This is a genomic window from Massilia forsythiae (assembly GCF_012849555.1).
GTDB lineage: Bacteria > Pseudomonadota > Gammaproteobacteria > Burkholderiales > Burkholderiaceae_D > Telluria > Telluria forsythiae.
Genome location: NZ_CP051685.1, coordinates 4,877,074 through 4,902,515 on the forward strand (window position 1 = coordinate 4,877,074; position 25,442 = coordinate 4,902,515).

Annotated in this window: 19 protein-coding genes; 13 read left to right on the plus strand and 6 right to left on the minus strand. The window is 70.9% G+C overall.

Annotation, left to right across the window (positions count from 1 at the left end):
- Window positions 1-156: 156 nt before the first annotated feature.
- A complete protein-coding gene (locus HH212_RS20455; RefSeq protein WP_211172382.1) occupies window positions 157-1,098 on the plus strand; it encodes a polysaccharide deacetylase family protein in 942 nt (313 codons plus the stop codon).
- Between the two features lie 22 nt (window positions 1,099-1,120).
- On the opposite strand, the gene HH212_RS20460 is transcribed toward HH212_RS20455, so the two are convergent.
- Window positions 1,121-1,876, minus strand: coding sequence for a PEP-CTERM sorting domain-containing protein (locus HH212_RS20460; protein WP_170204185.1), 756 nt, complete (start codon window positions 1,874-1,876; stop codon window positions 1,121-1,123).
- 242 nt (window positions 1,877-2,118) lie between these two features.
- Here HH212_RS20460 and HH212_RS20465 point away from each other — a divergent pair, with 242 nt between their 5' ends.
- From HH212_RS20465 to HH212_RS20495, 7 genes are all read left to right on the plus strand, one after another.
- The gene (locus HH212_RS20465; RefSeq protein ID WP_170204186.1) at window positions 2,119-2,994 is read left to right on the plus strand and encodes a TauD/TfdA dioxygenase family protein; all 876 of its coding nucleotides are present in this window, start codon (window positions 2,119-2,121) and stop codon (window positions 2,992-2,994) included.
- A gap of 90 nt (window positions 2,995-3,084) precedes the next feature.
- A complete protein-coding gene (locus HH212_RS20470; RefSeq protein ID WP_229217758.1) occupies window positions 3,085-4,113 on the plus strand; it encodes an ABC transporter substrate-binding protein in 1,029 nt (342 codons plus the stop codon).
- A gap of 19 nt (window positions 4,114-4,132) precedes the next feature.
- Window positions 4,133-4,975 carry an ABC transporter ATP-binding protein gene (locus HH212_RS20475; protein ID WP_170204187.1) on the plus strand — a complete coding sequence of 281 codons (843 nt, stop codon included), beginning with the start codon at window positions 4,133-4,135 and terminating at the stop codon, window positions 4,973-4,975.
- Window positions 4,972-5,883, plus strand: a complete 912-nt coding sequence (locus HH212_RS20480; protein WP_170204188.1) for an ABC transporter permease — start codon at window positions 4,972-4,974, stop codon at window positions 5,881-5,883. Before HH212_RS20475 ends, HH212_RS20480 begins: the two co-directional genes overlap by 4 nt.
- A 193-nt stretch (window positions 5,884-6,076) precedes the next feature.
- Window positions 6,077-7,687 carry a methyl-accepting chemotaxis protein gene (locus HH212_RS27755; RefSeq protein ID WP_170204189.1) on the plus strand — a complete coding sequence of 537 codons (1,611 nt, stop codon included), beginning with the start codon at window positions 6,077-6,079 and terminating at the stop codon, window positions 7,685-7,687.
- A 43-nt stretch (window positions 7,688-7,730) separates the two neighbouring features.
- Window positions 7,731-8,108: a DUF5710 domain-containing protein gene (locus HH212_RS20490; RefSeq protein WP_170204190.1), complete on the plus strand. Its 378-nt coding sequence runs from the start codon at window positions 7,731-7,733 to the stop codon at window positions 8,106-8,108.
- A gap of 325 nt (window positions 8,109-8,433) precedes the next feature.
- Entirely contained in the window at window positions 8,434-10,446 is a 2,013-nt protein-coding gene (locus tag HH212_RS20495; protein ID WP_170204191.1) for a GGDEF domain-containing protein, read from the plus strand.
- Window positions 10,447-10,506: 60 nt separating this feature from the next.
- Here HH212_RS20495 and HH212_RS20500 read toward each other — a convergent pair whose 3' ends face one another.
- The gene (locus tag HH212_RS20500) at window positions 10,507-12,480 is read right to left on the minus strand and encodes a CocE/NonD family hydrolase (protein ID WP_170204192.1); all 1,974 of its coding nucleotides are present in this window, start codon (window positions 12,478-12,480) and stop codon (window positions 10,507-10,509) included.
- A 173-nt stretch (window positions 12,481-12,653) separates the two neighbouring features.
- Here HH212_RS20500 and HH212_RS20505 point away from each other — a divergent pair, with 173 nt between their 5' ends.
- From HH212_RS20505 to HH212_RS20525, 5 genes are all read left to right on the plus strand, one after another.
- A complete protein-coding gene (locus tag HH212_RS20505) occupies window positions 12,654-13,994 on the plus strand; it encodes a c-type cytochrome (RefSeq protein WP_170204193.1) in 1,341 nt (446 codons plus the stop codon).
- Window positions 13,991-14,500 (plus strand): (2Fe-2S)-binding protein, encoded by a 510-nt coding sequence (locus tag HH212_RS20510; protein ID WP_170204194.1) that lies wholly within the window; start codon window positions 13,991-13,993, stop codon window positions 14,498-14,500. Before HH212_RS20505 ends, HH212_RS20510 begins: the two co-directional genes overlap by 4 nt.
- Window positions 14,497-16,722, plus strand: coding sequence for a xanthine dehydrogenase family protein molybdopterin-binding subunit (locus HH212_RS20515; RefSeq protein WP_170204195.1), 2,226 nt, complete (start codon window positions 14,497-14,499; stop codon window positions 16,720-16,722). The genes HH212_RS20510 and HH212_RS20515 overlap by 4 nt, the downstream gene beginning before the upstream one ends.
- Before the next feature lie 142 nt (window positions 16,723-16,864).
- On the plus strand, window positions 16,865-18,487 hold the full coding sequence (locus HH212_RS27760; protein ID WP_170204196.1) for a methyl-accepting chemotaxis protein: 1,623 nt from the start codon (window positions 16,865-16,867) through the stop codon (window positions 18,485-18,487).
- Window positions 18,488-18,577: 90 nt separating this feature from the next.
- Window positions 18,578-19,843 (plus strand): glycosyltransferase family 9 protein, encoded by a 1,266-nt coding sequence (locus HH212_RS20525; protein ID WP_170204197.1) that lies wholly within the window; start codon window positions 18,578-18,580, stop codon window positions 19,841-19,843.
- A 96-nt stretch (window positions 19,844-19,939) separates the two neighbouring features.
- Here the strand turns inward: HH212_RS20525 and HH212_RS27460 are convergent, their stop codons facing one another.
- The 4 genes from HH212_RS27460 to HH212_RS20550 are packed head-to-tail and all read right to left on the minus strand — an operon-like array spanning window position 19,940 to window position 25,413.
- Window positions 19,940-21,640 carry a TolC family protein gene (locus tag HH212_RS27460; RefSeq protein ID WP_229217381.1) on the minus strand — a complete coding sequence of 567 codons (1,701 nt, stop codon included), beginning with the start codon at window positions 21,638-21,640 and terminating at the stop codon, window positions 19,940-19,942.
- A 31-nt stretch (window positions 21,641-21,671) separates the two neighbouring features.
- Entirely contained in the window at window positions 21,672-23,243 is a 1,572-nt protein-coding gene (locus tag HH212_RS20540; RefSeq protein WP_170204198.1) for an MDR family MFS transporter, read from the minus strand.
- Window positions 23,240-24,631, minus strand: a complete 1,392-nt coding sequence (locus HH212_RS20545) for an HlyD family secretion protein (protein ID WP_170204199.1) — start codon at window positions 24,629-24,631, stop codon at window positions 23,240-23,242. The genes HH212_RS20540 and HH212_RS20545 overlap by 4 nt, the downstream gene beginning before the upstream one ends.
- Entirely contained in the window at window positions 24,628-25,413 is a 786-nt protein-coding gene (locus HH212_RS20550) for a TetR/AcrR family transcriptional regulator (protein WP_170204200.1), read from the minus strand. Before HH212_RS20550 ends, HH212_RS20545 begins: the two co-directional genes overlap by 4 nt.
- Between the last annotated feature and the right edge of the window lie 29 nt (window positions 25,414-25,442).

Here is a 25,442-nt window from a genome sequence, read left to right on the forward strand (position 1 = left end):
TCAATAATGCAGTATGCGTAAGGTGACAGGCCGCGGTGCGATGGCGTATGCTTGCCGCGCTCATCCGGGAAGGCCGCGCTCTTCCGCATCGAGAATGCCCGTAACAAGAACTCCCGCACCGGGAACTCCCGCACCGGGAACAATGGAGACCACGCCGTGACACCCGCCATGCCGATCCGCACCATCCTGGGCGCCGCCGCGCTCGCCTGCGCCGCCACCTGCGCCCCTGCCGGCGCCGCCGACGGCGCGCCCTTCGACGTCGCCGTCACCGTCGACGACCTCAGCGTGCACGGCCCGCTGCCGCGCGGCCTGAGCTGGGACGGCATCGCGCGCGCGTATATCGACACGCTCAGGGCGCACCATGTGCCGCAGGCCTGGGGCTTCGTCAATGCCAAGCGCCTGCAGGAACAACCGGCCAGCAGCGCGGTGCTGGACGACTGGCGCCGCGTCGGCTGGCCGCTCGGCAACCACACCTACAGCCACCTCGGCCTGAGCCAGGCGCCGTCGCTGCACGCCTGGATCGACGATGCCCGCGCCGGCGAGCCGGTGCTGGCCGCGCGCATGGGCAAGGCCGACTGGCACGTGCTGCGCTTTCCCTTCCTCGACGGCGGCGACGAGGTGCCGCGCCACGACGGCGCCATTACCTGGCTGAATGCGCAGGGCTACCGCATCGCCGAGGTCAGCATCAGCTTCGACGACTGGGCCTACACCGACACCTACGCGCGCTGCCTGGACAAGGGCGACGCGGCGGCGATCGCGCGCATGAAGGCCGACTACCTGCGCCGCGTCGACGCCGCCATCGTGCGCACGCGCGCCCTGTCACAGCGCGTGTACGGCCGCATGATCCCGCAGGTGCTCTTGACGCACCTGGGCGCCTGGAGCGCGGCCACGCTGCCGGACGTGATGGCGAGGCTGGACGCCGCCGGCGCGCGCTACGTGACGCTGGAGCAGGCGCAGAACGACGCCGCCTACCGCGCGCCCAGTCCGCGCGTCGGCAACGGCATGCTGATGGAGCGCCATGCGCAGGACTTGCGTATCGACGTCGCCGGCCTGCCGGCGCCGGCGCCGGTGATGGCGCTGGAAAACGTCTGCCGGTGACGGGCCGTGTCGCCGGCGATCGTCATCCAAATGCGACAGCGCGGCCTGGCCGGCCCGGCCGGCGCCGCAAGGCCGCCGCGCCGGCCAGGCCGGCCAGCAGCAACGCGTATTGGCCCGGTTCGGGCACCGCGGGCACTTCGGCCCCCGGGCCGGAAAACTGGATGCTGAAGCCGGTGACGTCGGCGGACAGGGCGCCCCTGACATCGGGCCCGTCCCAGCTGCTGGCTTCGCGCGTCCATTCCATCGTGCCGCCCAGCAGCGCGGCATGCTCCAGGGCCAGGACCGACCAGGCGTCGAGACCGTCGAAGGTGTCCGGAGAAAATTCCAGCCGCTGGACCAGGGAATACCTGACGTAGCCGCCGTACATTTCGCCGTACAGGTACAGCTCGAAACCATCGACCACTTCGCCCGCCGCATTCACGACATTGTCGTGCAGCTGGATCTGGTTGAAGGGATTGTTATTCCAGGCCGGGGTCCGGTCGAACGCGGCGAGATGGCTTCCCGACGCCACGTCGAATCGCGTGAATTCCCCCATGGACTGGTTGATGAGCGTGCCTGCATCGATCGCCGAGAAAGTGAAGTTGGCTTCGTTGGCGAAATCGACGGTGATGGGCGTGCCTGCTTGCAAGTACCCGAGTTCAAAGATGCGGTTGTCGGTGGACGTGACGGCGCCGCTGATGCTCGTACTCAGGAACAAGGGCTCGGCATGGATCGATGCGGACAGCGCGGCCAGGGCGAGGGCGGCAAGCCATTTGACAGTGGACATCATGTTCTCCATTGGTATGCGCACTGGATGTGCATGCCCAGTGTAGGGCCGGGTCCGGCGCGCGTTGTCCCGCCAACGCAAGCCGGATGGACGCGTACCGTCAAGCGCGCGCCCGCCGTTTCGTGGCAGGGGCGGCTCTGTATGGACGTTTGCTTGCCTCAGCGAAAACCGCATGACGATCCTCGAAAACCTTCGTTGGCGATCGAATCGTGCGCGCTTACCCTGGCGGCTCCACGACCCATCCGCGAGCCGCCATGTCCGCCGTACTGCAACCACGCCAGCATTTCGCCATCAAACCGTTCGAGGCCGCGCTCGGCGCCGAAGTGCTCGGGCTCGATTTGTCGCGGCCGCTCGACGACGAGGACTTCGCGCGCCTGCACCGCGCCCACCTGCTGCACCACGTGCTGGTGTTCCGCGACCAGGACATCACGCCGCGCCAGCAAATGGAATTCAGCCGCCGCTTCGGGCCGCTGCAGATCCACGTGCTGCGCCAGTTCCAGCTGCCGGAAGAGCCGGAAATCCTGATCGTCTCCAACATCCGCGAGAACGGCCAGCCGATCGGCCTGGGAGACGCCGGCCATTTCTGGCATTCCGACCTGTCGTACAAGGAAACCCCGAGCCTGGGCTCGATGCTGCATGCGCAGGAACTCCCGGCCGTCGGCGGCGACACCCTGTTCGCCAACCAGCACACGGCCTGGGAACAGCTGCCCGGCCACCTGCGCCGCGCGGTGGAGCACGCCAGGGCCGAGCACAGCTACCTGGCGCGCTACGCGGATCTGCAAAAGAAAAACCCGTGGCGCCCGAACCTGACCCAGGCCCAGATCGACGAGGTGAAACCGGTGGTGCACCCGGTGGTGCGCACCCACCCGGAAACCGGGCGCAAGGCGCTGTTCGTCAGCGAGCATTTCACCACGCGCATCGTCGGCCTCCCGGAAGACGAGAGCCGCGCGCTGCTGGACGAACTGTTCGACCTGAGCACCCGCCCGGAATTCGTCTACCGCCACCGGTGGCAGCCGCAGGACATGGTGTTCTGGGACAACCGCTCGGTGATGCACCTGGCCGCCGGCACGCCGGACGACCAGCGCCGCAAGCTGTACCGCACCACGATCGAGGGCGACGCGCCGTTCTGACGGCTACCCCGCGCCATGTCCCGGACGGCCGCCCGCGGCCGCACCGCGACCCGACCCACCCGCCACCCGACCCACCCGAAAGACCCGATGATGCGTTCGACCCTGCCACGCCTGTCCCTCACCAAGTTCGCCGTCACGCTGGCGTCGTCCGCCGCCATCGCCGCCGTGCCGCTGTGCGCCCATGCCGAAGGCCAGTTGCGCATCGCCCAGCAGTTCGGCGTGGTGTACATGCTGCTCAACGTGGCGCAGGACCAGAAGCTGATCGAGAAGCACGGCAAGCAGCAGGGCGTGCCGATCAAGGTCGACTGGGTTCAGCTTTCCGGCGGCAACGCGGTCAACGATGCATTGCTGTCCGGCTCGATCGACGTGGCCGGCGCCGGCGTCGGCCCGCTGCTGACCATCTGGGACCGCACCAGGGGGCGCCAGAACGTCAGGGGCGTGGCTTCGCTCGGCAATTTTCCGTACTACCTGATCTCGACCAACCCGAAGGTCAGGACCATCGCCGACTTCGGCGACAAGGACCGCATCGCGCTGCCGGCCGTGACCGTGTCGGTGCAGGCGCGCATCCTGCAGATGGCGGCCGCCAAGCAGTGGGGCACCGGCCAGTTCGCGCGCCTGGACCGCCTGACCCAGACGCTGCCGCACCCGGACGCCAGCGCCGCCATCATCGCCGGCAAGACCGAGATCAACGCCCACTTCGCCACGCCGCCGTACCAGGAGCAGGAACTGGCCGGCAATCCGAATGCCCACATCGTGCTCGATTCGTACGACGTGCAGGGCGGCCCGGCCTCGTCCACGGTGCTGTACGCTACCGAGAAGTACGTGAAGGAGAACCCGAAGACCTACCGCGCCTTCATCGACGCGCTGGCCGAGGCGGCGCAGCTGATCAAGACCGATCCGGAGCTGGCGGCCGACGCCTACCTGCGCGTCACCAAGGGCAAGATCGACCGCGCGCTGCTGCTGAAGGTGATCAAAGACCCGCAGAACCAGTTCAAGGTGGCGCCGCAGAACACGCTGGGCCTGGCCACCTTCCTGAACGCCGCCGGCGCCATCAAGAACAAGCCCGCCAGCTGGCGCGATTACTTCTTCGAACACCCGGCGCTGGCGTCGGGCAGTTGAGCGAGCCGAGGAGCCCGACATGAACGTCCTGCCTTTCCTGGTGGTGCAAAACGACGCGCTGCTGCGCGCCCATGGCGTCACCATCGAGTACCCATCCGGGCGCGGCACCGTGCGCGCCACCCACGAGGTCAGCTTCGACGTCTGGCGCGGCGACCGTTTCGTCCTGCTGGGCCCATCCGGCTGCGGCAAGTCGACGCTGCTGAAGGCGGTCGGCGGCTTCATCGCGCCGCGCGCCGGCAGCCTGATGCTGAACGACCGCCCGATCCTGAAGCCGGGGCCGGACCGCATCGTCGTGTTCCAGGAATTCGACCAGCTGCCGCCCTGGAAGACGGTGAAACAGAACGTGATGTTCCCGCTGCTGGCCGGCGGCGCCGCGCGCAAGGAAGCCGAGGCGCGCGCGCTGCACTGGATCGCCAAGGTGGGATTGGGCCGCTTCGTCGACGCCTATCCGCACACGCTGTCGGGCGGCATGAAGGCGCGCGTGGCGATCGCGCGCGCGCTGGCGATGCAGCCGCAGATCCTGCTGATGGACGAACCCTTCGCCGCGCTCGATGCGCTCACGCGCCGGCGCATGCAGGAAGAACTGCAGGCGCTGTGGGAAGAGGCGCGCTTCACGATGCTGTTCGTGACCCACTCGATCGAGGAAGCGCTGGTGGTCGGCAACCGCATCCTGCTGCTGTCGCCGCATCCGGGCCGGGTACGCGCCGAGATCAACAGCCACCAGTTCGGCCTGCACAGCGCCGGCAGCCCGGAATTCCAGGCCGCCGCCAACCGCATCCACGGCTTGCTGTTCGGCCCCGAGGACACGGCCGGCCGGCCCGGGCGGCACGGCGATCGCAACCGCCAGGCGGTGCCGACATGAGCGCGCAATGGGATCCGCCGGTGCGGCCGGAATACGAGGTGCCGCTGGCGACCGGCGTTGGCGCCGCCGCGCTCGCGGCGCCGGGCCTGGACGGCGGCGCCGCCGTGGCCGGCCGGCCGTTCAGCGTCGGCGAGCGCCTGCTGCAGAACGGCTGGCTGCGCAAGGGCGTCCTGCTGGCCGTGATCGCGGTTCTGTGGGAAGCGGCGGCGCGCTGGACCGGCAACGACCTGCTGCTGCCGGGCGCGCTGCAGACCGGACGCGCGCTGGCCGACGGCATCGCCTCGGGCGAGCTGATCGGCTACGTCGGCGTGTCGCTGTGGGTGCTGCTGCAGGGCTACCTGGCCGGCGTCGCCGGCGCCTTTTTGCTGACTTCGCTGGCCATGTCGACCCGCATCGGGCGCGACCTGCTGGAAACGCTGACCGCCATGTTCAATCCGCTGCCGGCGATTGCGCTGCTGCCGCTGGCCCTGCTGTGGTTCGGCCTGGGCAAGGGCAGCCTGGTGTTCGTGCTGATGCATTCGGTGATGTGGCCGCTGGCGCTGAATACCTACGCCGGCTTTCGCGGGGTGCCGGAGACGCTGCGCATGGCCGGCCGCAACTACGGCCTCGGCGGCGCGCGCCTGATCGTGCAGATCCTGGTGCCGGCGGCGCTGCCGGCGATCCTGTCCGGCCTGAAGATCGGCTGGGCCTTCGCCTGGCGCACGCTGATCGCGGCCGAGCTGGTGTTCGGCACCACCTCCGGCAAGGGCGGCCTCGGCTGGTACATCTTCCAGAGCCGCAACGAGCTGTTCACCGATAAAGTGTTTGCCGGGCTGGCGATGGTGATCGTGATCGGCCTGCTGTTCGAGAACATCGTGTTCCAGTCGGTCGAGCGGCTGACGGTGCGGCGCTGGGGGATGCAGCGCTGACACTGCACCGGCGCCGGCGCCGGCGCTAGCCGGAATGTTGCACAAATGTTGTACCGGGGCCGGCCATGGCGCTGCCGGCACGGGTTTTCCAGCCGCCGGCGATGCATCGTGGCATAATCTGTTGCCTTAAGTAAATACACTTAATTTGAGCAATTAGATTAACCGACAGGGGCGCATCGGCGCTGGAGACCCAATGAAACTATCGGATTTGAAGATTGGAACACGACTGGCCTTGAGTTATGGCTTGCTGTGCCTGGCAATGGCGACATTGGTTGCGATGGCGATCGCCGGTCTCGGGCGCATGAGCGAGAGCGCCGACAACCTCGGCAACAAGCGTTTGCCGCGCATCGAGCTCAGCACGAGGCTGCAGAAGGAAGTGACCGATATCGCCATCGCGATGCGCAACATTATGTTGAGCGAGGATGCGGCCGACCGCGCCAGGCAAGCGACCGAAATCGCTTCGTCGCAGGACGACATCGGGCGCATCCTCGGCCAGCTCGACAAGCTGGTCAAGAGCGAGACCGGACGCGCCATCCTGAAACGTCAGGTCGAGCTGAACGGCGAATACGGCAAGCGCCGCCGACAGCTGCTGGCGCTGATCGAGGCCGGCGACGAGCGCGGCGCGCGCGCGTTCCTGGCAGCGCAACTGCGTCCGGTCTTCGTGGCCTACATGGGGGCCATCGACGACCAGATCCAGTGGCAGCGCAAGCAGGGCATCGAGGATGCTGCCGCCGCCCAGCAGACCTATCGCGACACGCGCTGGCAGATGATCGCCATCGGCCTGGCCATGCTCGCCGCGGCCGGCGCCATGGGCTGGTGGATCACGCGTTCGATCGTGGCGCCGCTGAAGCAGGCGCTGGTGGTGGCGCGCGCAGTGGCGACCGGCGACCTCACCGTCCGGGTCGAGGCGTCGAGCAGGTGCGAGGTCGGCCAGCTGATGGGCGCGCTGAAGGCGATGAACGACAACCTGGTGGCTACCGTGGGCACCGTGCGCGGCGGCAGCGATGCCATCGCCACCGCCTCGGCGCAGGTAGCCGCCGGCAACCAGGACCTGTCCACACGCACCGAGCAGCAGGCCGGCGCGCTGGAAGAAACCGCGTCGTCGATGGAGCAACTGACCGGCACGGTGCGCCAGAATGCCGACAATGCGCGCCAGGCCAACACGCTGGCCGAGACCGCGTCCGGCGTGGCCACCCGCGGCGGCGCGGTGATCGCCGACGTGGTCGACACCATGGCGCAGATCGACGCCGCATCCGGCAAGATCGCCGACATCATTTCGGTCATCGACGGCATCGCCTTCCAGACCAACATCCTGGCGCTGAATGCGGCGGTGGAAGCGGCGCGCGCCGGCGAGCAGGGCCGCGGCTTCGCGGTCGTGGCCGGCGAGGTGCGCAACCTGGCGCAGCGCTCGGCGGCGGCGGCCAAGGAAATCAAGGCGCTGATCGACGATTCGAGCGGCAAGGTACAGGCCGGCAGCCGGCTGGTGCAGCAGGCCGGCGCCACCATGGGCGAGATCGTCGACAGCGTGCGCCGCGTGGCCGACATCCTCGGCGCGATCTCGTCGGCCAGCCAGGAGCAGAGCGCCGGGATCGAGCAGGTCAACCGCGCCATCACTCAGATGGACGACGTGACCCAGCAGAACGCGGCCCTGGTGGAACAGGCCGCGGCGGCGTCGCAGTCGCTGCAGGACCAGGCCGGCCGGCTGGCGCAGGCGGTGGCCGTGTTCAGGCTGGATAGGCCGACGCTGGGGGCGGCCTCGACGGGCGGCGCGGCGCGGGTTGCCAACCTGCTTGCGTTGCGCTAGCATCGCCGGCCGGCGCCTTGCCCTTGCCCAATCCGGATCGACCATGACCTTCCTGAACGTCCCCTACGCAGAAAAAGACGAAGCCCGCGCACTCGGCGCACGCTGGAACCCGGGCCGCAAGCGCTGGTACGTGCCGGACGGCGTCGCGCTCGAGGCGTTCGCCAAATGGATGCCCGAGGAGGGCGCCGCGGCGCCGGCAAGTGCCGGCGGCAAGGGCGGCGGCAAACCCGGCGCCGGCAGCGCAGGCGGGCGCGTGGATGCGCGCGCCGCCAAGCCGGTGACCGGTGCCCGGTATGTCGAGCTGGAGCACGACTGCAATCCCTTCGACGCCTGCGCCGAATGCGCGCCCACGCTGGAAAAAAGCGGCTGGACGGCAGCGCGCGCCGGGCTGCTGGAAGCAATCGGCCGCCTCAGGCGCTGACGCCGCGGCGGCGCAGGCGGTCGCGCGGTCGCGCGGTGGCGCGGGCAGCCGGGCGTGCGCATGCAGCCTGCCGCTGCACAGGCGCGGGCGCTGCAGGGCGACGATTCCCGAGCGTCCGCGTGCGGCCATCCGGGGCGGCGCAAACCGCTCGATGTGTTGTCAAGTTGCTTGCGTTCAATATCTTTTTGGCACATAATACGACGCGCAGGAACGCAGCGAATATCGGCGCGTGCCTGCAGCGAACGCCGCACGATGCGGCATTCCACCACAGCCGCGCTTCGCCGCGCGCGTCGCCGATCGATGTCCTCCAGCAGGCCGATACGCCATGAATAGTCCCACCGCGCCGCATCGCCTGCGGCGATGCCGCCGGCTTCGCGGCGCCGTGTTCGCCGCCGGCGTGCTGGCTGCCTGCTGGGCCGGACCGGCCCGGCCGCAGGAAGCCGGCGGCGCCCTGCGTGCGCTCGAAGCCAGGGTCAGGGCGGCCGATGCCGGCGTGCTGCCCGACCTGCTGGCAGCGGGCAAGGCATTCCCCGAGGGGAGTTCGTATGCGCTGCGCGCACCGTACCTGAGGCTGCTGCGCCAGGCCTACCTGGACGCCGGCGACGCGGCCGCGGTCTACCGCACCGACGCCGCCCTGCTGCGCCTGGCCGGCGCCGCCGGCGACCGCGCCGGCATGGCCAACGCCGAACTGGGACGGGTCGGCCAGCGGCTGGCGAGCGACCCGGCGGCGGCGCTGGAGCTGCTGAGCGCGATCGATGGCCGCTTTGCCGACGTCGACAGCCCGGCCTTCCTGGCCGCCGTCCAGCAGCTGTACGGCGACGTGTACGTCGCGCTGGGCCAGTTCGATTTCGCACTGAGCCACTACTTCAAGGCGCAAGCGCTGTGCGCGCGCCATCCGGGACTGCTGCATCCGACCGCCAATGCGGTGCGCCTGTCGATGGCCAACGCCTACGTGTATTCGCAGGCGCCGGACAAGGTGCTGGCCGTGCTGCCGCCGGCCGGGCGCGACGGCGCCGCGCTGGCGCAGCCGGACGCGGCGCGCGCCTTCATCTACCGGGGCATCGCCCAGACCATGCTCGGCGCGATGCGCGAGGGCCACGCGGCCTACCGGCAGGCGCTGGCGATCGCGCAGGCGCACGGCCTGGCGCGCATCGAGGCCAACGTGCTGGCGAACATTGCCGACGCCTTCTTGCAGCAGCGGGATTACCGGCAGGCGGCGCGCGCCGCGCGCGCGGCGATGGCGCTGGCGGCGCGCAGCGGCGACGCCGGCAACGGCCTCATTGCGCGCGCCAACCTCGGTTTCGCGCTGGCCGGCGGCGGCCAGGTCGAGCAGGGCGTGCGCCACATCGATGGCGTGGCGGCGGAACTGCGCGCCTCCGGCAGCCTGCCCGACCTGGCCAACGTGCTCGCCGAAAAAAGCCGCATGCTGGCGCGCGCCGGCCGTTATCGCCAGGCGTGGCAGGCGGCCCAGGAGCGCGAGGAAATTACCGGCAGGCTGTCGGCGGCGGAACGCGAGCGCACCACGGCGGTGTTGCGCGAACAGTTCGACGTCCAGCAGCGCGCGGTCCAGTTCGAGAACCTGCGCCGCGAGAACGCGCTCAAGGACCACGAACTGCGGGTGCGGCGGCGCTGGCAACTGGTGGCGTCCGGCGGCGCCGTGCTGGCCCTGCTGCTGTGCGGCTTCGTCTGGCGCCTGTACCGGCGCGCCGCCTGCGCCGGCCGCCGCCTGGAGCAGATGAACGGCGAACTGGCGTTTCACTCCACCCACGACGCGCTGACCGGCCTGCGCAACCGGCGCTCGTTCCACGACGCCATGGACGCGCGCGGCGCCGCGGCCGGGGGTGGGGCCTGTTTCATCCTGCTCGACATCGACCACTTCAAGGCCATCAACGACTGCCATGGCCATGCGGCCGGCGATGCGGTGCTGGTCGAGGTGGCGCGTCGCCTGCGCGCGGCGGTCGGCGCGCGCGGCGCGACGATGCGCTGGGGCGGCGAGGAATTCCTGGTCCATTGCGACGGCGTCGGCGCCGAGTCCGGCGTGGAGGCCGGCGTCAAGGCGGCCCTGCTGCGCGACCTGCTGGATGCCGTGGCGGCGACGCCGGTCGATGCCGGCGCCGGCGCGGCAATCGCCGTCAGCATCAGCGCCGGCGCGGTGGTGACGGAACCGGCGCAAGTGCAGTGGCAGCAGGCGCTGGCCCGGGCCGACCGTGCGCTGTACGACGCCAAGCGCGGCGGCCGCAACCGCGCCTGGCTGGTGGCCGGTGCGGCGGCGCGGCTGGTGCTGCCGGGCGCGCATGGTGTCCCGGCCGCGGTGGACCGCGCCGCCCGCGCCGCCTGAGCGCGGCCACGCACGCACGCCGGTCCGCCGTGCGGCCGGTCGTGCCGCTGACTGTGCGGCTTACTGCGCCGGCATCACCAGCACCTGCAGCCCCGACTGCATCTGCGGCGCATGGTAAACGCGCTGGGTCGCCTTGATGAAATCCTCCGGTTTCGCCTGCGGGATCGAGACGAAGGTCTGCGGGTTCAGGTCGACCAGCGGGAACCACGAACTCTGCACCTGCACCATGATGCGGTGGCCGCGGCGGAAGGTGTGGTTCACGTCGCCCAGGTGGTAGCTGATCGCCTCCACCTTGTTCGGCGTAAAGGCTTCCGGCTGTTCGAAGCTGTTGCGGAACTTCCCGCGCAGCGGGTTGCCGCGCACCAGCATCTGGTAGCCGGCCAGCGAGGGGGCCGGCGCCGCCACGTCGCGGCCACGCTCCTGCGGATCTGTCGAAGGGTACTCGGCCGGGAACACGTCGATCAGCTTGACCACCCAGTCGGCATCGGTGCCGCTGGTGGACACGAACAGCTTCGGCGTCACCGGGCCGGCGATGGTCACGTCTTCTTCCAGCACCTCGCTGCGGTAGACCAGCACGTCCGGGCGGGTGGCGGCGAAGCGCTGGTCGGACACCATGTACTCCTTGGGCACGTCGGTCGACGCGTAGCCGATGTAGGGCACCGGCTTGGCCGGATCGGACACGTATTCGTCGTAGGCGGCGCCAGCGCCGTTGCCCGGCGCTGCGGCGGCCGGCTGCTGCCAGGTGAGCTTGCCGCCGGTGCCGAAGTACAGCGTGCGCGCCCTGGCCGGACGCGGCGGCCAGGCATCGTAGTGGCGCCACACGTTGGAGCCGGTCTCGAAGGCCGTCACCTCGGACAAGGGGCGCGCCGGCTTGACGCCTTTCAGGTGCTGCTCGAAGAACGGAAACTGGATGCCGGTCCGGAAATCCTCGCCGGTCTTGCGGTCGAACGAGACCTGGCCCAGGCGCTTGCCGTCCAGGCCGGCCCAGCCGCCGTGCACCCACGGGCCGATCACCAGGCCGTTGTAGATGGCGGGGTTGTATTTCTTGATCGACTGGTAGGTGGTGAACGGGCCTTGCGGGTCCTCGGCGTCGAACCAGCCGCCCACGGTCAGCACGGCGGCCTTGATGTTCTTCAGGTGCGGCGCGATCGCGCGCGTCTGCCAGAAGGCGTCGTAGGTGTCGTGCTCGATGGTCGGCGCCAGCAGCGCGCGCTGGTTCGGGCTCAAGGTGCCGAGGATGTTGCGCATGGTCCGGTGCTGCAGGAAGAAGTCGTAGCCGTCGGCCGCGCCGTAGTCGAAGCTGGACCAGGTTTTGGGCAGCGGCGTCGGGTTCTGCTGCTCGGTGAACGCCGCGTAGAAGCCGAAGTTCGCCGCCAGCATGAAGGCGCCGCCGTGGTAGGAGTCGTCGCCCATGTACAGATCCGTCACCGGCGCCTGCGGCGAGGCGGCCTTGATCGACGGGTGCGAATCGATGATGCTGGCCGAGGTGTAGAAGCCGGGGTAGCTGATGCCGTAGATGCCGGCCTTGCCGTTGTTGTTGGGGACGTGCTTGAGCAGCCATTCCATGGTGTCGAACATGTCCTGGCTTTCCTGGCCTTCGCCGGCGGCGCGCTTGCCGCTTGCGTGCGGCGTCATCTCCACCCACTTGCCCTCGGACATGTAGCGCCCGCGCACGTCCTGCTTGACGAAGATATAGCCGGCGTCCTCGAATTCCTTGGACGGGCCGATCTGCTTGGGGAACCAGTCCTCGCCGTAGTGGCGCTCGCCGTCCGCGTTCACGCCCACGCTGTAGGGCGTGCGGTTGACCAGGAACGGATACGGTTTCGACGCGTCCTTGGGCGCGTACACCACGGTGAACAGGCGGGTGCCGTCGCGCATCGGGATGCGGTACTCGTACTTGGTGTAGGTCTCGCGCAGGTCGCGCTGCGGTGCGGCCGCTTCGGCCGCTTCGGCGGCAGCGGCGCCATGGGCGAGGGGGGCGCCGAACGCGAGCGCCAGCATCAGGGACAGCAGGGGAAGGGGACGGCGGGTCATGGTTTCCTGGACGGGAAGGGCAAAGCGGCAAGTATATGCGCGCGGGATGCGGATTGCCATGGCGGCATCGTCCGGCACGGTCCGGTATTGACGTGCGCACGATAGCCCGCGGCGGCACCGGGGCTGCGCCCGAAGCCGTGCATAATCCGTTCCAACACACTGGAGCCGACCGCATGCACGCATCCCCCCATCCGCGCCCACCGAGGCGGCGCAAGCTGCTGGCGGCGCTCGCCGTCCTGCTGGTCCTGCTGGCGCTGGGCGCCTGGGCCGTCATGTGGCGCCCGGCGATCGATCCGCAGCCGCGCGCGCCGCAATTCGACGCCGCCCTCGTCGAACGCGGCGCCAACGTGGCCATGCTGGGCAGCTGCGCCGCCTGCCACACGGTCGACCTGAACCGGCCGTTCGCCGGCGGCCGGCCGCTGGCCACGCCTTTCGGCACCATCTACAGCACCAACATCACGCCGGACGTACGCACCGGCATCGGCGCCTGGAGCGAAGCGGCCTTTACGCGCGCGCTGCGCGAGGGCGTGGCGCGCGACGGCCGCCTGCTGTACCCGGCCTTCCCCTACGACCATTACACGCGCATGGCGCAGGACGACATCCGCGCCCTGTACGCCTACTTCATGACGCGTCCCAGCCTGGACGCGCCGGCGCACCCGAACGAGCTGCACTTCCCGATGAACTTCCGGCCGCTGGTCGGCTTCTGGAACATCCTGTACCTGGACCGCAGCCCGTGGCGGCCCGACCCGGCGCAGGGCGCCGAATGGAACCGCGGCGCCTACCTGGCCGACGCCGTGGCGCATTGCTCGGCTTGCCACAGCCCGCGCACGCGCCTGGGCGGCGAAGAGCGCAAGCGCTTCCTGGACGGCGGCGAGGCCGAAGGCTGGTACGCGCCGGCGCTGAACGCCAGGTCGCCGTCGCCGCTGCCGTGGTCGCGCGCGCACCTGGCCGAGTACCTGCGCACCGGCATCGCCACGGACCACGCGATGGCCGGCGGGCCGATGCAGTCGGTGGTCGACAACCTGCGCCTGGCCGACGCGCGCGACGTGGACGCCATGGCCACCTACATGCACAGCTTCCTGGCCCTGGCGCCGGCGCGCGACACGCCGGCGCAACGGGTCGCCGCGCTGCCGGCGCCGGTGCCGGTGCCGATGCGGATGCCGGCGCCGCGCGAGGGTGATCCCGACCTGGCGCGCATGCGCCTCGGCCACGAGGTGTATGCCGCATCCTGCGCGCGCTGCCACGACCTGGGCCGCACGCCGACCTCCGGTTCGGCGCTGCCGCTGCAAAAGGCGGTGGCGCTGTACGACCCGGACCCGCGCAGCCTGATCCGCATCGTGCGCGACGGCATCGAACCGCCGGACGGCGAGCCGGCGCGCTGGATGCCCGCCTTCGCCGGCATCCTGACCGACGAGCAGACCGTCGCGCTGGCCGCCTACCTGCGCCGCTACGGCGCCGCCCAGCCGGCCTGGAACACCCTTGAGGACGACGTCCGGAAAGCCAAGCAGCCATGACCACCTACCACCTGCGCGTGAACGGCCGCGAGCACGCGGTCGACACCGATCCCGACACGCCGCTGCTGTACGTGCTGCGCAACGAGCTGCAGCTGGACGGCGCCAAGTTCGGCTGCGGCCTGGGCCAGTGCGGCGCCTGCACCGTGACGCTGGACGGCGCCGCCGTGATGTCGTGCATGGTGCCGGTGGCCACCGTGGGCAGCCGCCCGGTCGGCACCGTCGAGGGACTGGGCAGCGCCAAGGTGCCCGGCGTGCTGCAGCAAGCCTTCATCGACGAGCAGGCGGCCCAGTGCGGCTACTGCATCGCCGGCATGATCATGCGCGCCACCAGCCTGCTGGCGCACAACGCGGCGCCCAGCGACGCCGAGATCCGCAAGCACATGATGCCCAACCTGTGCCGCTGCGGCACCCACATGCGCATCCTGCGCGCGGTGCGGCGCGCCGCCGACACGCTCAAGGCCGGCGGCGCCCACGCGGCCTCGGGCAAGACCGGAGGCAAGGCATGACGGACCGCCTGCAGAATCCGGCGCGCCGCCGCCTCCTCGCCGCCGGCGGTTCGCTCACGCTGGCGTTTTCCATGGGGCCGGCCTGGGGCCAGGCCGAGAACGAAGCCTCGAGCGGCAAGCTGCCCGGCAGCCTGGACAAGGATCCGTGGCTCGATTCCTGGATCCGCATCGACGCCGACAACCGCATCACCGTCTTCACCGGCAAGGCCGAGCTGGGGCAGGGCATCAAGACCGCGCTGCTGCAGGTGGCGGCCGAGGAACTCGGCGTGGCGCCGCCGCGCATCGCGCTGGTCACGGCCGACACCGCGCGCACCCCGAACGAGGGCTACACCGCCGGCAGCCATTCGATGCAGGACAGCGGTACCGCGCTGCGCTACGCCGCGGCCCAGGTGCACGCCCTGCTGGCCGGCTTCGCCGCGCAGCGCTTCGGCGTCGACCCCAGCATCCTGATGACGCGCGACGGCGCCCTGCGCACGCCGGACGGGCGGCGTGCCACCTACGGCGAACTGGTGGCGGGGCGCCAGCTGCACCTGCGCGCCGACCCGGCGACCAAGCCGCGCGCGCCGGCCATGCACACGGTGGTGGGAAAAAGCCTGCCGCGCGTCGACATCCCGGCCAAGGTCAGCGGCGGCACCGCCTATGTGCAGGACCTGCGCCCGTCGGGCATGGTGCATGCGCGCGTGGTGCGTCCGCCTTCCGCGGCCGCGCGCTTGCTCAGCCTGGATGCGGGCGGCGTGGCGCGCCTGCCCGGCGTATTGAAGGTGGTGCGCGACGGCCGCTTCCTGGCGGTGATCGCCGACGGCGAATACCGCGCCGTCAAGGCGGCTACCGCGCTGGCGCTGGCGGCGCGCTGGGACGTGCCGGCCGACCTGCCCGCGGGGATGGACACGGCGGCGCTGGTGCGCAGCCTGCCGGCGCAGTCGTATCCGATCCTGGAGCGCAGCGATCCGGCAGCGCAGGCGGGCGGCGGGCGCACGCTGTCGGCATCCTACAGCCGCCCGTTCCAGCTGCACGCCTCGGTGGGTCCCTCGTGCGCCATTGCCCAGCTGGTCGACGGCAAGTACACCGTGTGGACCCACAGCCAGGGCGTGTATCCGCTGCGCGAGGCGCTGGCCGAACTGCTGGGGGCGAAGAAGGACGCGATCCGCTGCATCCACATCGAGGGTTCCGGCTGCTACGGCCACAACGCCGCCGACGACGTGGCCGCCGACGCCGCGCTGCTGGCGCGCGCCTGGCCGGGCAAGCCGGTGCGGGTGCAGCTGATGCGCGAGGACGAGCACGGGCACGAGCCGTTCGGCGCGCCGATGTCGACGATGGTCGCGGCCACGCTGGACGCGGGCGGACGCATCGCCGACTGGCGCTATGAAGTCTGGAGTCCGCCGCACAACACGCGGCCCGGCAAGGCCGGCAACCTGCTGGCGGCGACCCACCTGGCAAAGCCGTTCGTGCCGCCGACGCCGAAGCCGAGCCCGCAGCCGGAAGGCGCCGGCGACCGCAACGGCGTGCCGTACTACGTCTTGCCGAACGCGCGCGTGGTGCACCACTTCCAGCCGGGCGCGCCGCTGCGCACCTCGGCGCTGCGTTCGCTCGGCGCCTACGGCAACGTGTTCTCGATCGAGAGCTTCATGGACGAGCTGGCGCACGCCGCGGGCGTCGATCCGGTGGCGTTCCGCCTGCGCCACCTGGACGACGAGCGCGCCATCGAGGTGGTGCGCACCGCCGCGCAGCGTTTCGGCTGGGACGCGTACAAGAAGACGCCGCGGCGCGGACGCGGCTTCGCCTTCGCCCGGTATAAAAACCTGGCGGCGTTCTGCGCCATCGCGCTGGAAGTCGAGGTGGTGCGCGAGACCGGCCTGGTGCGCATCACGCGCGCGGTGGCGGCGGTCGATTGCGGCGAGGTGGTCAATCCGGACGGCGTGCGCAACCAGATCGAGGGCGGCATCATCCAGTCGGCCAGCTGGACGCTGCTGGAGCGCGTGCGCTTCGACGCTTCGCAGGTGCTCACGCGCGACTGGGCCGGCTACCCGATCCTGCGCTTCAACCAGGTGCCCGAGCGCATCGACATCCACCTGGCCGAACGCGCGGGCCAGCCCTTCCTCGGCACCGGCGAGGCGGCGCAAGGGCCGACATCGGCGGCGATCGCGAATGCCGTCGCCGATGCCTGCGGCCTGCGCCTGCGCGACGTGCCGCTGGACCGGGCGCGGGTGCGCACGGGGCGCTGATAGCGGGATGCCGGCAGGGGGGGCGCCGGCTGTTGTTAATGGCGCACGCAATTGTTAAATAATAAAAATAGTTTGTGAACTATTCCCACAAGACACCAAGGGTTTCTATAATCCAATTTTTCCCTGGCCCCGGTGTCCGCCCATGTTCAAGAACGTCAGCATCAAAGCCCGCCTGATCTTCGTCATCGTCCTGCTCGGCCTGGAGCTGATCGTCGGCGCCGCCGTCGGCCTGGTCAGTCTGGCGCGCTCCAACACCAACCTGCACGACCTGTACGTGGACAGCATCGTCTGCCTGGGACAACTGGACCAGGTGGTGCGCAAGCTGGACCTGAACCAGCTGAACGTGGTCGAGGCGCTGGTGGCCGACCCGCAGCGCGTCACGGTGTTACTGGACGAGGTGGCGCGCAACGGCGCCGTGGTCGACGCCCAATGGAAGGACTACAGCGCCACCAGGATGGCGGACGGCGAAAAGGAACTGGCGGACCGTTTCGTGCAGGCGCGGGCGCGCTACGAAAGCGAGGCCTTGCAGCCGGCCATCGCGGCGCTGCGCGCAGGCGATGCGGCCAGGGCCACCGAACTGGCGCACGGCAAGATGAAGGCATTGTTCGTGCCGGTGCGCGAGGCCGTCGACGGCCTCATCAAGATCCAGCTGAACGAAGCCGACAAGGCCCAGCAGGGCTCGCAGACGACCTTCGAACTGGTGCGCCTGGTATGCCTGAGCGGCATGGCCTTCGGCCTGGTGCTGGCCGGCGTGGTCGGCGCCATGCTGGTGCGCGGCATCGTCCGGCCGCTGGAAGAAGCCGTCAGCGTGGCCGGCGCGGTGGCGAACGGCGACCTGACCCGCAACATCGCCGCCCGCGCCAACGACGAGACCGGCCGCCTGATGACGGCCCTGAACAGCATGAACGCGGGCCTGGCCACCATCGTCGGCCGCGTGCGCGCCGGCACCGACACCATCGCCACCGCATCCAGCGAGATCGCGGCCGGCAACCTCGACCTGTCCAACCGCACCGAGCAGCAGGCCGCCGCGCTGGAAGAAACGGCCTCGTCGATGGAGCAGCTGACCTCGACCGTCAAGCAGAACGCCGACAATGCGCGCCAGGCCAACACGCTGGCGCTGTCGGCCTCCAGCGTCGCGGCCAAGGGCGGCACGGTGATGACCGAGGTGGTCAGCACCATGGGCGCGATCAATACCGCGTCGGCGCGCATCGCCGACATCATCGGCGTCATCGACGGCATCGCCTTCCAGACCAATATCCTGGCGCTGAACGCGGCGGTGGAAGCGGCGCGCGCCGGCGAACAGGGCCGCGGCTTCGCGGTGGTGGCCGGCGAGGTGCGCAGCCTGGCGCAACGCAGCGCCTCGGCGGCCAAGGAAATCAAGTCGCTGATCGACGACTCGGTGCGCAGCGTGCACCACGGCTCGCAGCTGGTCGACCAGGCCGGCGCCACGATGGGCGAGATCGTCACCGGCGTGAGCCGCGTCACGGACATCATGGCCGAGATCATGTCGGCCAGCCAGGAACAGACCACCGGCATCGAACAGGTGAACCGCGCCATCACCCAGATGGACCAGGCCACCCAGCAGAACGCCGCGCTGGTGGAGCAGGCGTCGGCGGCGGCGCAGGCGTTGCGCGAGGAAGCCGACGAGCTGGCGCGCACGGTGGGCACGTTTCATTTGCGCGCCCAGGCAGGCACGCCGGCGCCGGCCGGCGCTCCCGCGCGCGCCACTGCACGCCTTGCCCTCGACGCCGGTAAATCCGCGTAAAGAATCGTCAAGCCGGCGCAGGCCGGCACCTCGTCCCGCGGCGGCGGCGCTATCATCGGCGCGCCTGTGACCACCGCCGAAAGGATGACCATGACGACAGCGCGCGCGCCGCGCCGCCACCCGACCCCGCGCGTTCCGGCGCCGCCCGCCCGCGCCCGCGCCGCGGCGGATGCGCCGGCCGCCTTCACCACGCCCGGCGCATCCACGACGCCTGCCGCGTCGGCCACGCCGGCGCAGCTGGTGCCGCCCGGGGTGCTGCGCGACGCGCGCCGCATCCTGTTCGTCACCCACCTGGCGATCGGCGACTTCACCTACCTGCAGGGCTGCCTGCGCGCCTTTGCCGAAGCCCATCCGCACATCGCGCTGCACCTGTGGGTGGACGAACGGCGCCGCACCGACGACCCGGCCCGGTGGGAGCACCTGCGCCGCTACGCGCTGTACGACTGGCTCGCCGCCTGTCCCTGGATCGCCAAGGTCTACGACCGCACCTACAATACCGCGACGCTGCGCGCGTCGGTGCGCGAGGCCCAGGCCATGGCGTATCCGCTGGTGGTGTCGCTGGCGGTGGTCGACTGCCACCGCTATGCGCGCCTGGCGCGCGAGATCAGCCCGGCCGGCTTCGTGTTCGGCCTGACCCGGCCGGCCGAGCGCGCGCTGCATGCGTTTTCGCGCATGGTCGCCTACCGCCGCCTGGACGCCTCGCTGCCGGTCTACCGCGACCCCGCCGGCCGGCACATCAGCGACATCTACGCCGGCTGGTTCCAGCGCTGCTTCGGCCTGGCGGTCGCGCCGGCGCGGCGCTGGCCGCGGCTCGACATCCCGGCCCGCTGGGACGACGCCGCGCGCGCGCACCTGGCCGCGTGGGGGCTGGCGCACGTGGCGCGCGCCGACCTGGTGTTCGTCAACCCGTGGTCGAAGTCGCCCGACCGCACCTGGCCGCTGGAACGGGTGATCGAGCTGGTGCGCGCGTTGCCGCGCCGGCCCGGCTGGCAGGACGCCCACTTCATCGTCAACGTGGTGCCGGAGGAACTGGCGCAGGTGCGCGCGCTGCTGGCGCGCCACGGCGACGCGGCGCTGGCGCGCGTACGCCTGTTCTGCGCCGAGACGCATTTCTTCGAACTGCCGGCGGCCATGCGCCTGTGCGGCCTGGTGATCTCGGTGGAGACCGCGGTCATGCACCTGGCGAACGCGGTACGGGTGCCGGTGATCGCGCTGATGCGTGCCAACCACCCGGAATGGGCGCCGATCGACAAGGCGGCCAGTACCGTCGTCACCGTGGCGGGGCGGGAGGACTGGGTCGCCGGCATCGCGGTCGACCAGGTGCTGGCACAGTTAGAGCCGAGGCCCGGCGCGTAGGGTGGAGAGCTATACCGCGGTCTTCGCATCGCGCCTACGGTGACGCCGTCCACCCTACGCATCCGGCCATGCCGGTGATGGCCGGGCGCTTCCCGATCACGGGCGCGTCGCGCCAGAGCCGGGCGCCGCCTGCCAGCCCAGCCCCAGCGCCTTGTGCAGCGCCACGAAATCCCCGGTCAATGCCGCCTGCGCCTGCGCCAGGTTCTGCTCGGCGCTGATCTGCTGGCGCTCGGTGTCGAGCACGTCGATCAGGCTGGCGGTGCCGGCGCGCTGGCGCGCCGCCATCAGCATGGCGGCGCGGTCGGCCGCGGCCTTGTTGCGGGCGATGGTCGCCACCGTGGCGCGGCGCTGGCGGAAGCGCGACAGCGCGCTTTCGGCGTCGCGCAGCGCGCCCAGCACGGCGGCGCGGTACTGCGCCTCGGCTTCGTCGCGCACGCCCTGGGCCTGCTCGATGCGCGCCGTGTTGCGGCCGAAGTCGAGGAAGTTCCAGGCCAGTTGCGGCGCCAGGATCGCCGAAAAATCGTCCAGGTGCGTGAGGTCGGACGGATGCGTGCCGCCGATGCCGATCAGGCCGAGCAGGGTCAGGCGCGGAAAGCGCGCGGCGTCGGCCTGGCCGACCTGCGCGGTGCGCGCCGCCAGCGTGCGCTCGGCGGCGCGGATATCGGGCCGGCGGCGCAGCATGGCGGCCGGATCGCCCACCGCCACCGAGGCCGGCGGCAGCGGCACCGCCGGCAAGGCAGCCAGCTGCGCGTCCTGCTGCGTGCCCGGCGGGACGATGGTCGGCGCGCCCGGTGCGCTGCCTGCCGGCGCGCCGCGTTGCGCACTCCGCTGCGGATTCACCTGCGGATCCGTCTGCGGATTCGGCTGCAGCGCCGGTCCGGCGGCGGCCGGCGTGCCCGGCGGCACCGTGAGCGCGGCCAGCTGCGCATCCAGCGCGCCCGGCGCCGCCCCCACCAGCACCGCCAGTTCGTCGCGGTAGCTGTCCAGTTCCGTCTGCAGCGGCTCGCCCTCGGCGCGCGTGGCTTCCAGCTGGCCCTGCAGGCGCGCCAGGTCGAGCTGCGACGCGGTGCCGCGCTCGACCCGCTTGGCGGTCAGGTCGAGGATGCGCTGCTGGCGCGCCACCGCGGCGTCCGACAGCGCCACGCGCTGCTGGCTGCTGCGCAAATTGACGTAGGCTTGCGCCACCTCGGCGGTGAGGCTCAACTGGGCGTCGGCCAGGCTGGCCTCGGCCGCCTCCAGCTGGGCGCCGGCCGCTTCCACCGCGCGCCGGCGGCCGCCGAACAGGTCGATTTCCCAGGTGGCGTCGAAGCCGACGCTGTACAGGTTCAACGAGGACGGCAGGCTGACACCGGATTGCGCCGCGTCGCCGGACGAAGCCGACCGGCTGCCGCCGAGGGCATCGCCCAGCGGCGGCAGGCGCGCGTGCGCCGCCAGCAGCGTGCCGGTGCCGTTGGGACGGCCGTTGGCGCGTTCCGTGCGCAGGCCGGCGCGCGCCTGGCGCAGGCGCGCGCGCGCCACGTCCAGGTTGGGGTTGGCGCGCAGGGCGCGCTCGACCAGCGCGTCCAGGGTCGGGTCGCCGAGCGCGGTCCACCACCGGGCCAACACCTGGCCGCCGGGCTGGACCGGGTTGTCGTCCGGATTGGCCGACGGCGCGCCGGCGCGGGCGAAACCGGCGCCGGCCGGCGGCGCGGCGTCGGCCGGCGGACCGGCATAATCCTTGCCGGCGCTGGCGCAGCCCGCCAGGAGCGCGCACAGCAACAGGGTGGGCGTGAAACGCGGGGTCGTACGATGGCGCATGCTTGTCTTCCTTGATCGATTCGAAGGGGCCTCAATGGGCTCCGGCCGCCGGCGCCTTGGTGTTCAGCGGGCGCAGGAACAGCACCAGCGGGATCACGCAGCCGATGCCGACCGACAGGATCCAGAACAGGTCCGTGTAGGTCATGGTCAGCGCCTGCGCCTGGAGCGTGCCCTGCAGCGCACGCAGCGCCTGCGGCATGCCGCCCAGCGCCTGCGCCTGGCCGGCCAGGTAATCCTGCACGCCGCCGCGGTTGGCGTTCAGCGATTCTTCCAGGCGGCGCGAGTGCAGCCACAGGCGCTGGTCCTGCAGCACGGCGATGCCGGCCAGCGCCAGCGAGCCGCCCAGGTTGCGCGCCGCGTTGAACAGGCCGGCGGCGTCGCTGGCATGGTCGCGCGACACCGACTGGATCGCCGCCTGGTTCAGGAACACCATGGCGAAGATGGTGCCGACCCCGCGGATCAGCTGCGACACCACGAAGTCGGCGCCGCTGGCCTGCGCGCTCAGGTCGGTCTCGGTGTAGGCGCTGATCGCCAGCACGGACAGCCCGAAGCCGACGGCCAGGCGGATGTCGATATACTTGATCATCAGCGGCACCAGCGGCATCATCATCAGCGCCGGCAAGCCGCCCAGCGCCACGATCTTGCCGGCCTGCAGTGCGTTGTAATTGGAGATGGTGGCCAGGAATTGCGGGATCACGTACGAGGTGCCGTAGATGACCATGCCGACCGTGATGCCCATCACGACCACGCTGCCGAACTGGCGGTCGAGCAGCAGGCGCAGCTGGATCACCGGGCGCTTGGCGGTCAGTTGGCCGATCATCAGCACCACGAAGCCGGCCATCGAGAGGATGGTGAGCCAGATGATCAGGCTGGACGAGAACCACTGCACCCGTTCGCCTTCCTCCAGCACCACGGTCAGCCCGCCCAGGAAGGCGGCCAGGCCGAAGATGCCGAGCCAGTCGGCTTCGGCCAGCAGGGCCAGGCGCGGCGGCTCGTGCTTGAGGCCGACCAGCAGCAGCGCCACCAGGCCGGCGCACACCGGCACGTTGAGGAAGAAGGCGTAGTGCCAGCTGAGGTTCTCGGTGAGCCAGCCGCCGATCAGCGGGCCGACCACCGGCCCCAGGATGGCGGTGGCGCCGAACATTGCGGTGCCGATCGGCTGCTGGCTGCGCGGCAGGCGGGTGGCGATGATGGTCTGCGCGGTCGGGATCATGGCGCCGCCGGTGATGCCCTGGCCGACGCGGCCGGCGATCATCATCGGCAGCGTGGTGGACAGGCCGCACAGCACGGAAAACGCGGTGAACAGTGCCGCCACCGCCAGCAGGAAGGTGCGCAGCCCGAGCACCCGTTCCAGCCAGCCGGACAGCGGGATCATGACGATCTCCGCCACCAGGTAGCCGGTGGCGATCCAGGTGCCCTCGGTGCCGCTGGCGCCGATCTCGCCCTGGATGGTCGGCAGCGAGGAATTCACGATCGAGATGTCGAGCGTCGCCATCAGCGCGCCCAGCGTCCCGGCCGCCACCGCCAGCCAGGCGCCGGCGTCGGCCTTGCCTTCGGCGGGCGCCTGCGCCTCGGCGGATGCGCCCTTCGCGGCCGCGCTCATCCGCGCGCTTCCCGGCGCTGCTCGTCGCGTTGAGCGTCACGCCGATCTTCGCGCCCGTCCTCGCGCCGCTTTTCCTGGTGCTTGGCGCGCTTGATGGCGTCCTTGTTGTCGCTGGTGTCGATCTCGACCTTCACCGACAGGCCCGGCACCAGCAACTGGCGCGTTTCCGGGCCGGTATCGACCGCGATGCGCACCGGCACGCGCTGGACGATCTTGGTGAAGTTGCCGGTGGCGTTCTGCGGCGGCAGCAGCGAGAACTGGGCGCCGGTGCCGGGCGAAAAACTCTCGATGCGGCCGTGCAGGTCGACGCCGGGCAGGGCGTCGACCTTGATCGCGGCCGGCTGGCCGATGCGCATGCGGCCGATCTGCGTTTCCTTGAAGTTGGCGGTGATGTACAGGCTGCCGGTCGGCACCAGCGACATCAGGCGCGCGCCCGGCTGCACGAACTGGCCGACGCGCACGGTCTGGTCGCCGACGCGGCCGGCGATGCTGGCGGTCAGCAGGGTCGATTGCAGGTTGACGTTGGCCGCCTTGAGCTGGGCCTCGGCGGTGCCGGCCTGCGCTTCGGCCTGGCGCACCTGGGCGCGCAGCGACGTGATGCGCTTTTCGGCGTTGGCCAGCGCGGCGCGCTGCACCGCCACCTGCTTGTCGCTCTGGGTGGCCTGGTTGCGGCGCTGGGCCAGCGTCTCGCCGTTCTCGGCGCCGATGTCCACCAGCGGGGCGTAGCGCCGCACTTCGTTGTTGGCGAAGCCGGCGCTGGCGCGCGCCGCCTCCAGCTGGGCGCGCGCCTCGGCCACCGCCGATTCCTGCTCGCCGATCTGGGCGCGCACCGCGTCGGCATTCGCCTTGGCGATCGCGATCTGCGCTTCGAACTGCTCGGTCTGGGCGCGGTAGTCGCGCGCGTCGATGCGCGCCAGCGCCTGCCCGGCCTTGACATCCTGGTTGTCCTTGACCAGCACTTCCTCGACATAGCCGCCGACCTTGGGCGCGACCGTCACCGTGTCCGCCTGCAGGAAGGCGTCGTCGGTCTCCTCGTGGTAGCGGCCGACCAGCAGGTGCCAGGCCAGCCAGCCGAGGCCGATCACCACGGCCAGGCCGCCGAAGGCGAACAGGGCGATGCGGATCTTTTTCTTCTTTTCCGGCGCGACCTGCTTGTCGTCGCCTTCCTTCTTGTCGTCGCCGCCTTTGTCGCCGGCGTCCTCGTGGTCGCCTGCCTTGTCGTCGCCGCCGTCCCGGTCGTCCTTGTCCTTGTTCTTGTCCTTGTCGCCGCCGTCCCCGGCATCGTTGTTCCTGCCGGCGGCCGGCTTGTCGTCGGCGCGCCGGCCGCCGGCGGACGAGGCGGGTTTGCGGACTTGGTCGTTGGGTTCGGTCGCTTGCGTGTCGGTCATGGGGCGGTTCCGTCGGGCGTGGAGGTGGGTCGGGTGTCGGGGTGGTGAACGGCGGCGGCGTCGCGGCGCGCGGCCTCGAAGGCGACCAGGGCGCCGGCGTAGCCGGCCAGGCGCGCGCTCCAGGCGTCGGCGGCGCCGGGCGCATCGAGCAGCGCGGCGTCGGCAGCGCGCAATTGGTCCTGACCGTAGTACGGGTAGGCGACCAGGCCGAAGATGGAAAAGGCCAGCGCCTGCAGCTCGCGGTCGGGCGCGTCCAGGCCGAGATGGCGCTGCAGCAGCGCGACCAGGCGCGCGTGCAGGCGCAAGCGGCTGGCGCGCTCTTCCTCCAGCATGCCGGTCGGCTCGAAGCTTTCGCGAAAGCGCAGGCGCACGCTGAGCAGGGCGTCGGCGCCCTGGCCGAGCGGCTGCAGGCAGGTGCGCATGTACAGCGCCAGGGCCTCGGCCAAGGCCAGGGCCGGCGCATCGAAAGCGGGAACGGCGGTGGCGCCGGCGCATACCGGCTCGAACAGCGCCGCGCGGTACAGGCCGGCCTTGTCGCCGAAATAATAGGCGATGGCGGCGACGTTGACGCCGGCCGCCTGGGCGATCTCGCGCACCGGGGTGGCGGCCTGGCCGCGCTCGACGAACAGGCGCAACGCGGCGGACAGGATGCGTTCGCGCGCCTGGATGCCGTCGGTGCGTGGCTTGCGTGAGGAAGTCGTCGGCGGCGCCGGCGCAGGCGCCGCGTCCGCCGATGGGGCGGCGGCGCCCGGCGCGATCGTGCGCGGATTGCTGCTCGTCATTTAGTTAAACGATTGTTTGAGTTAAATCA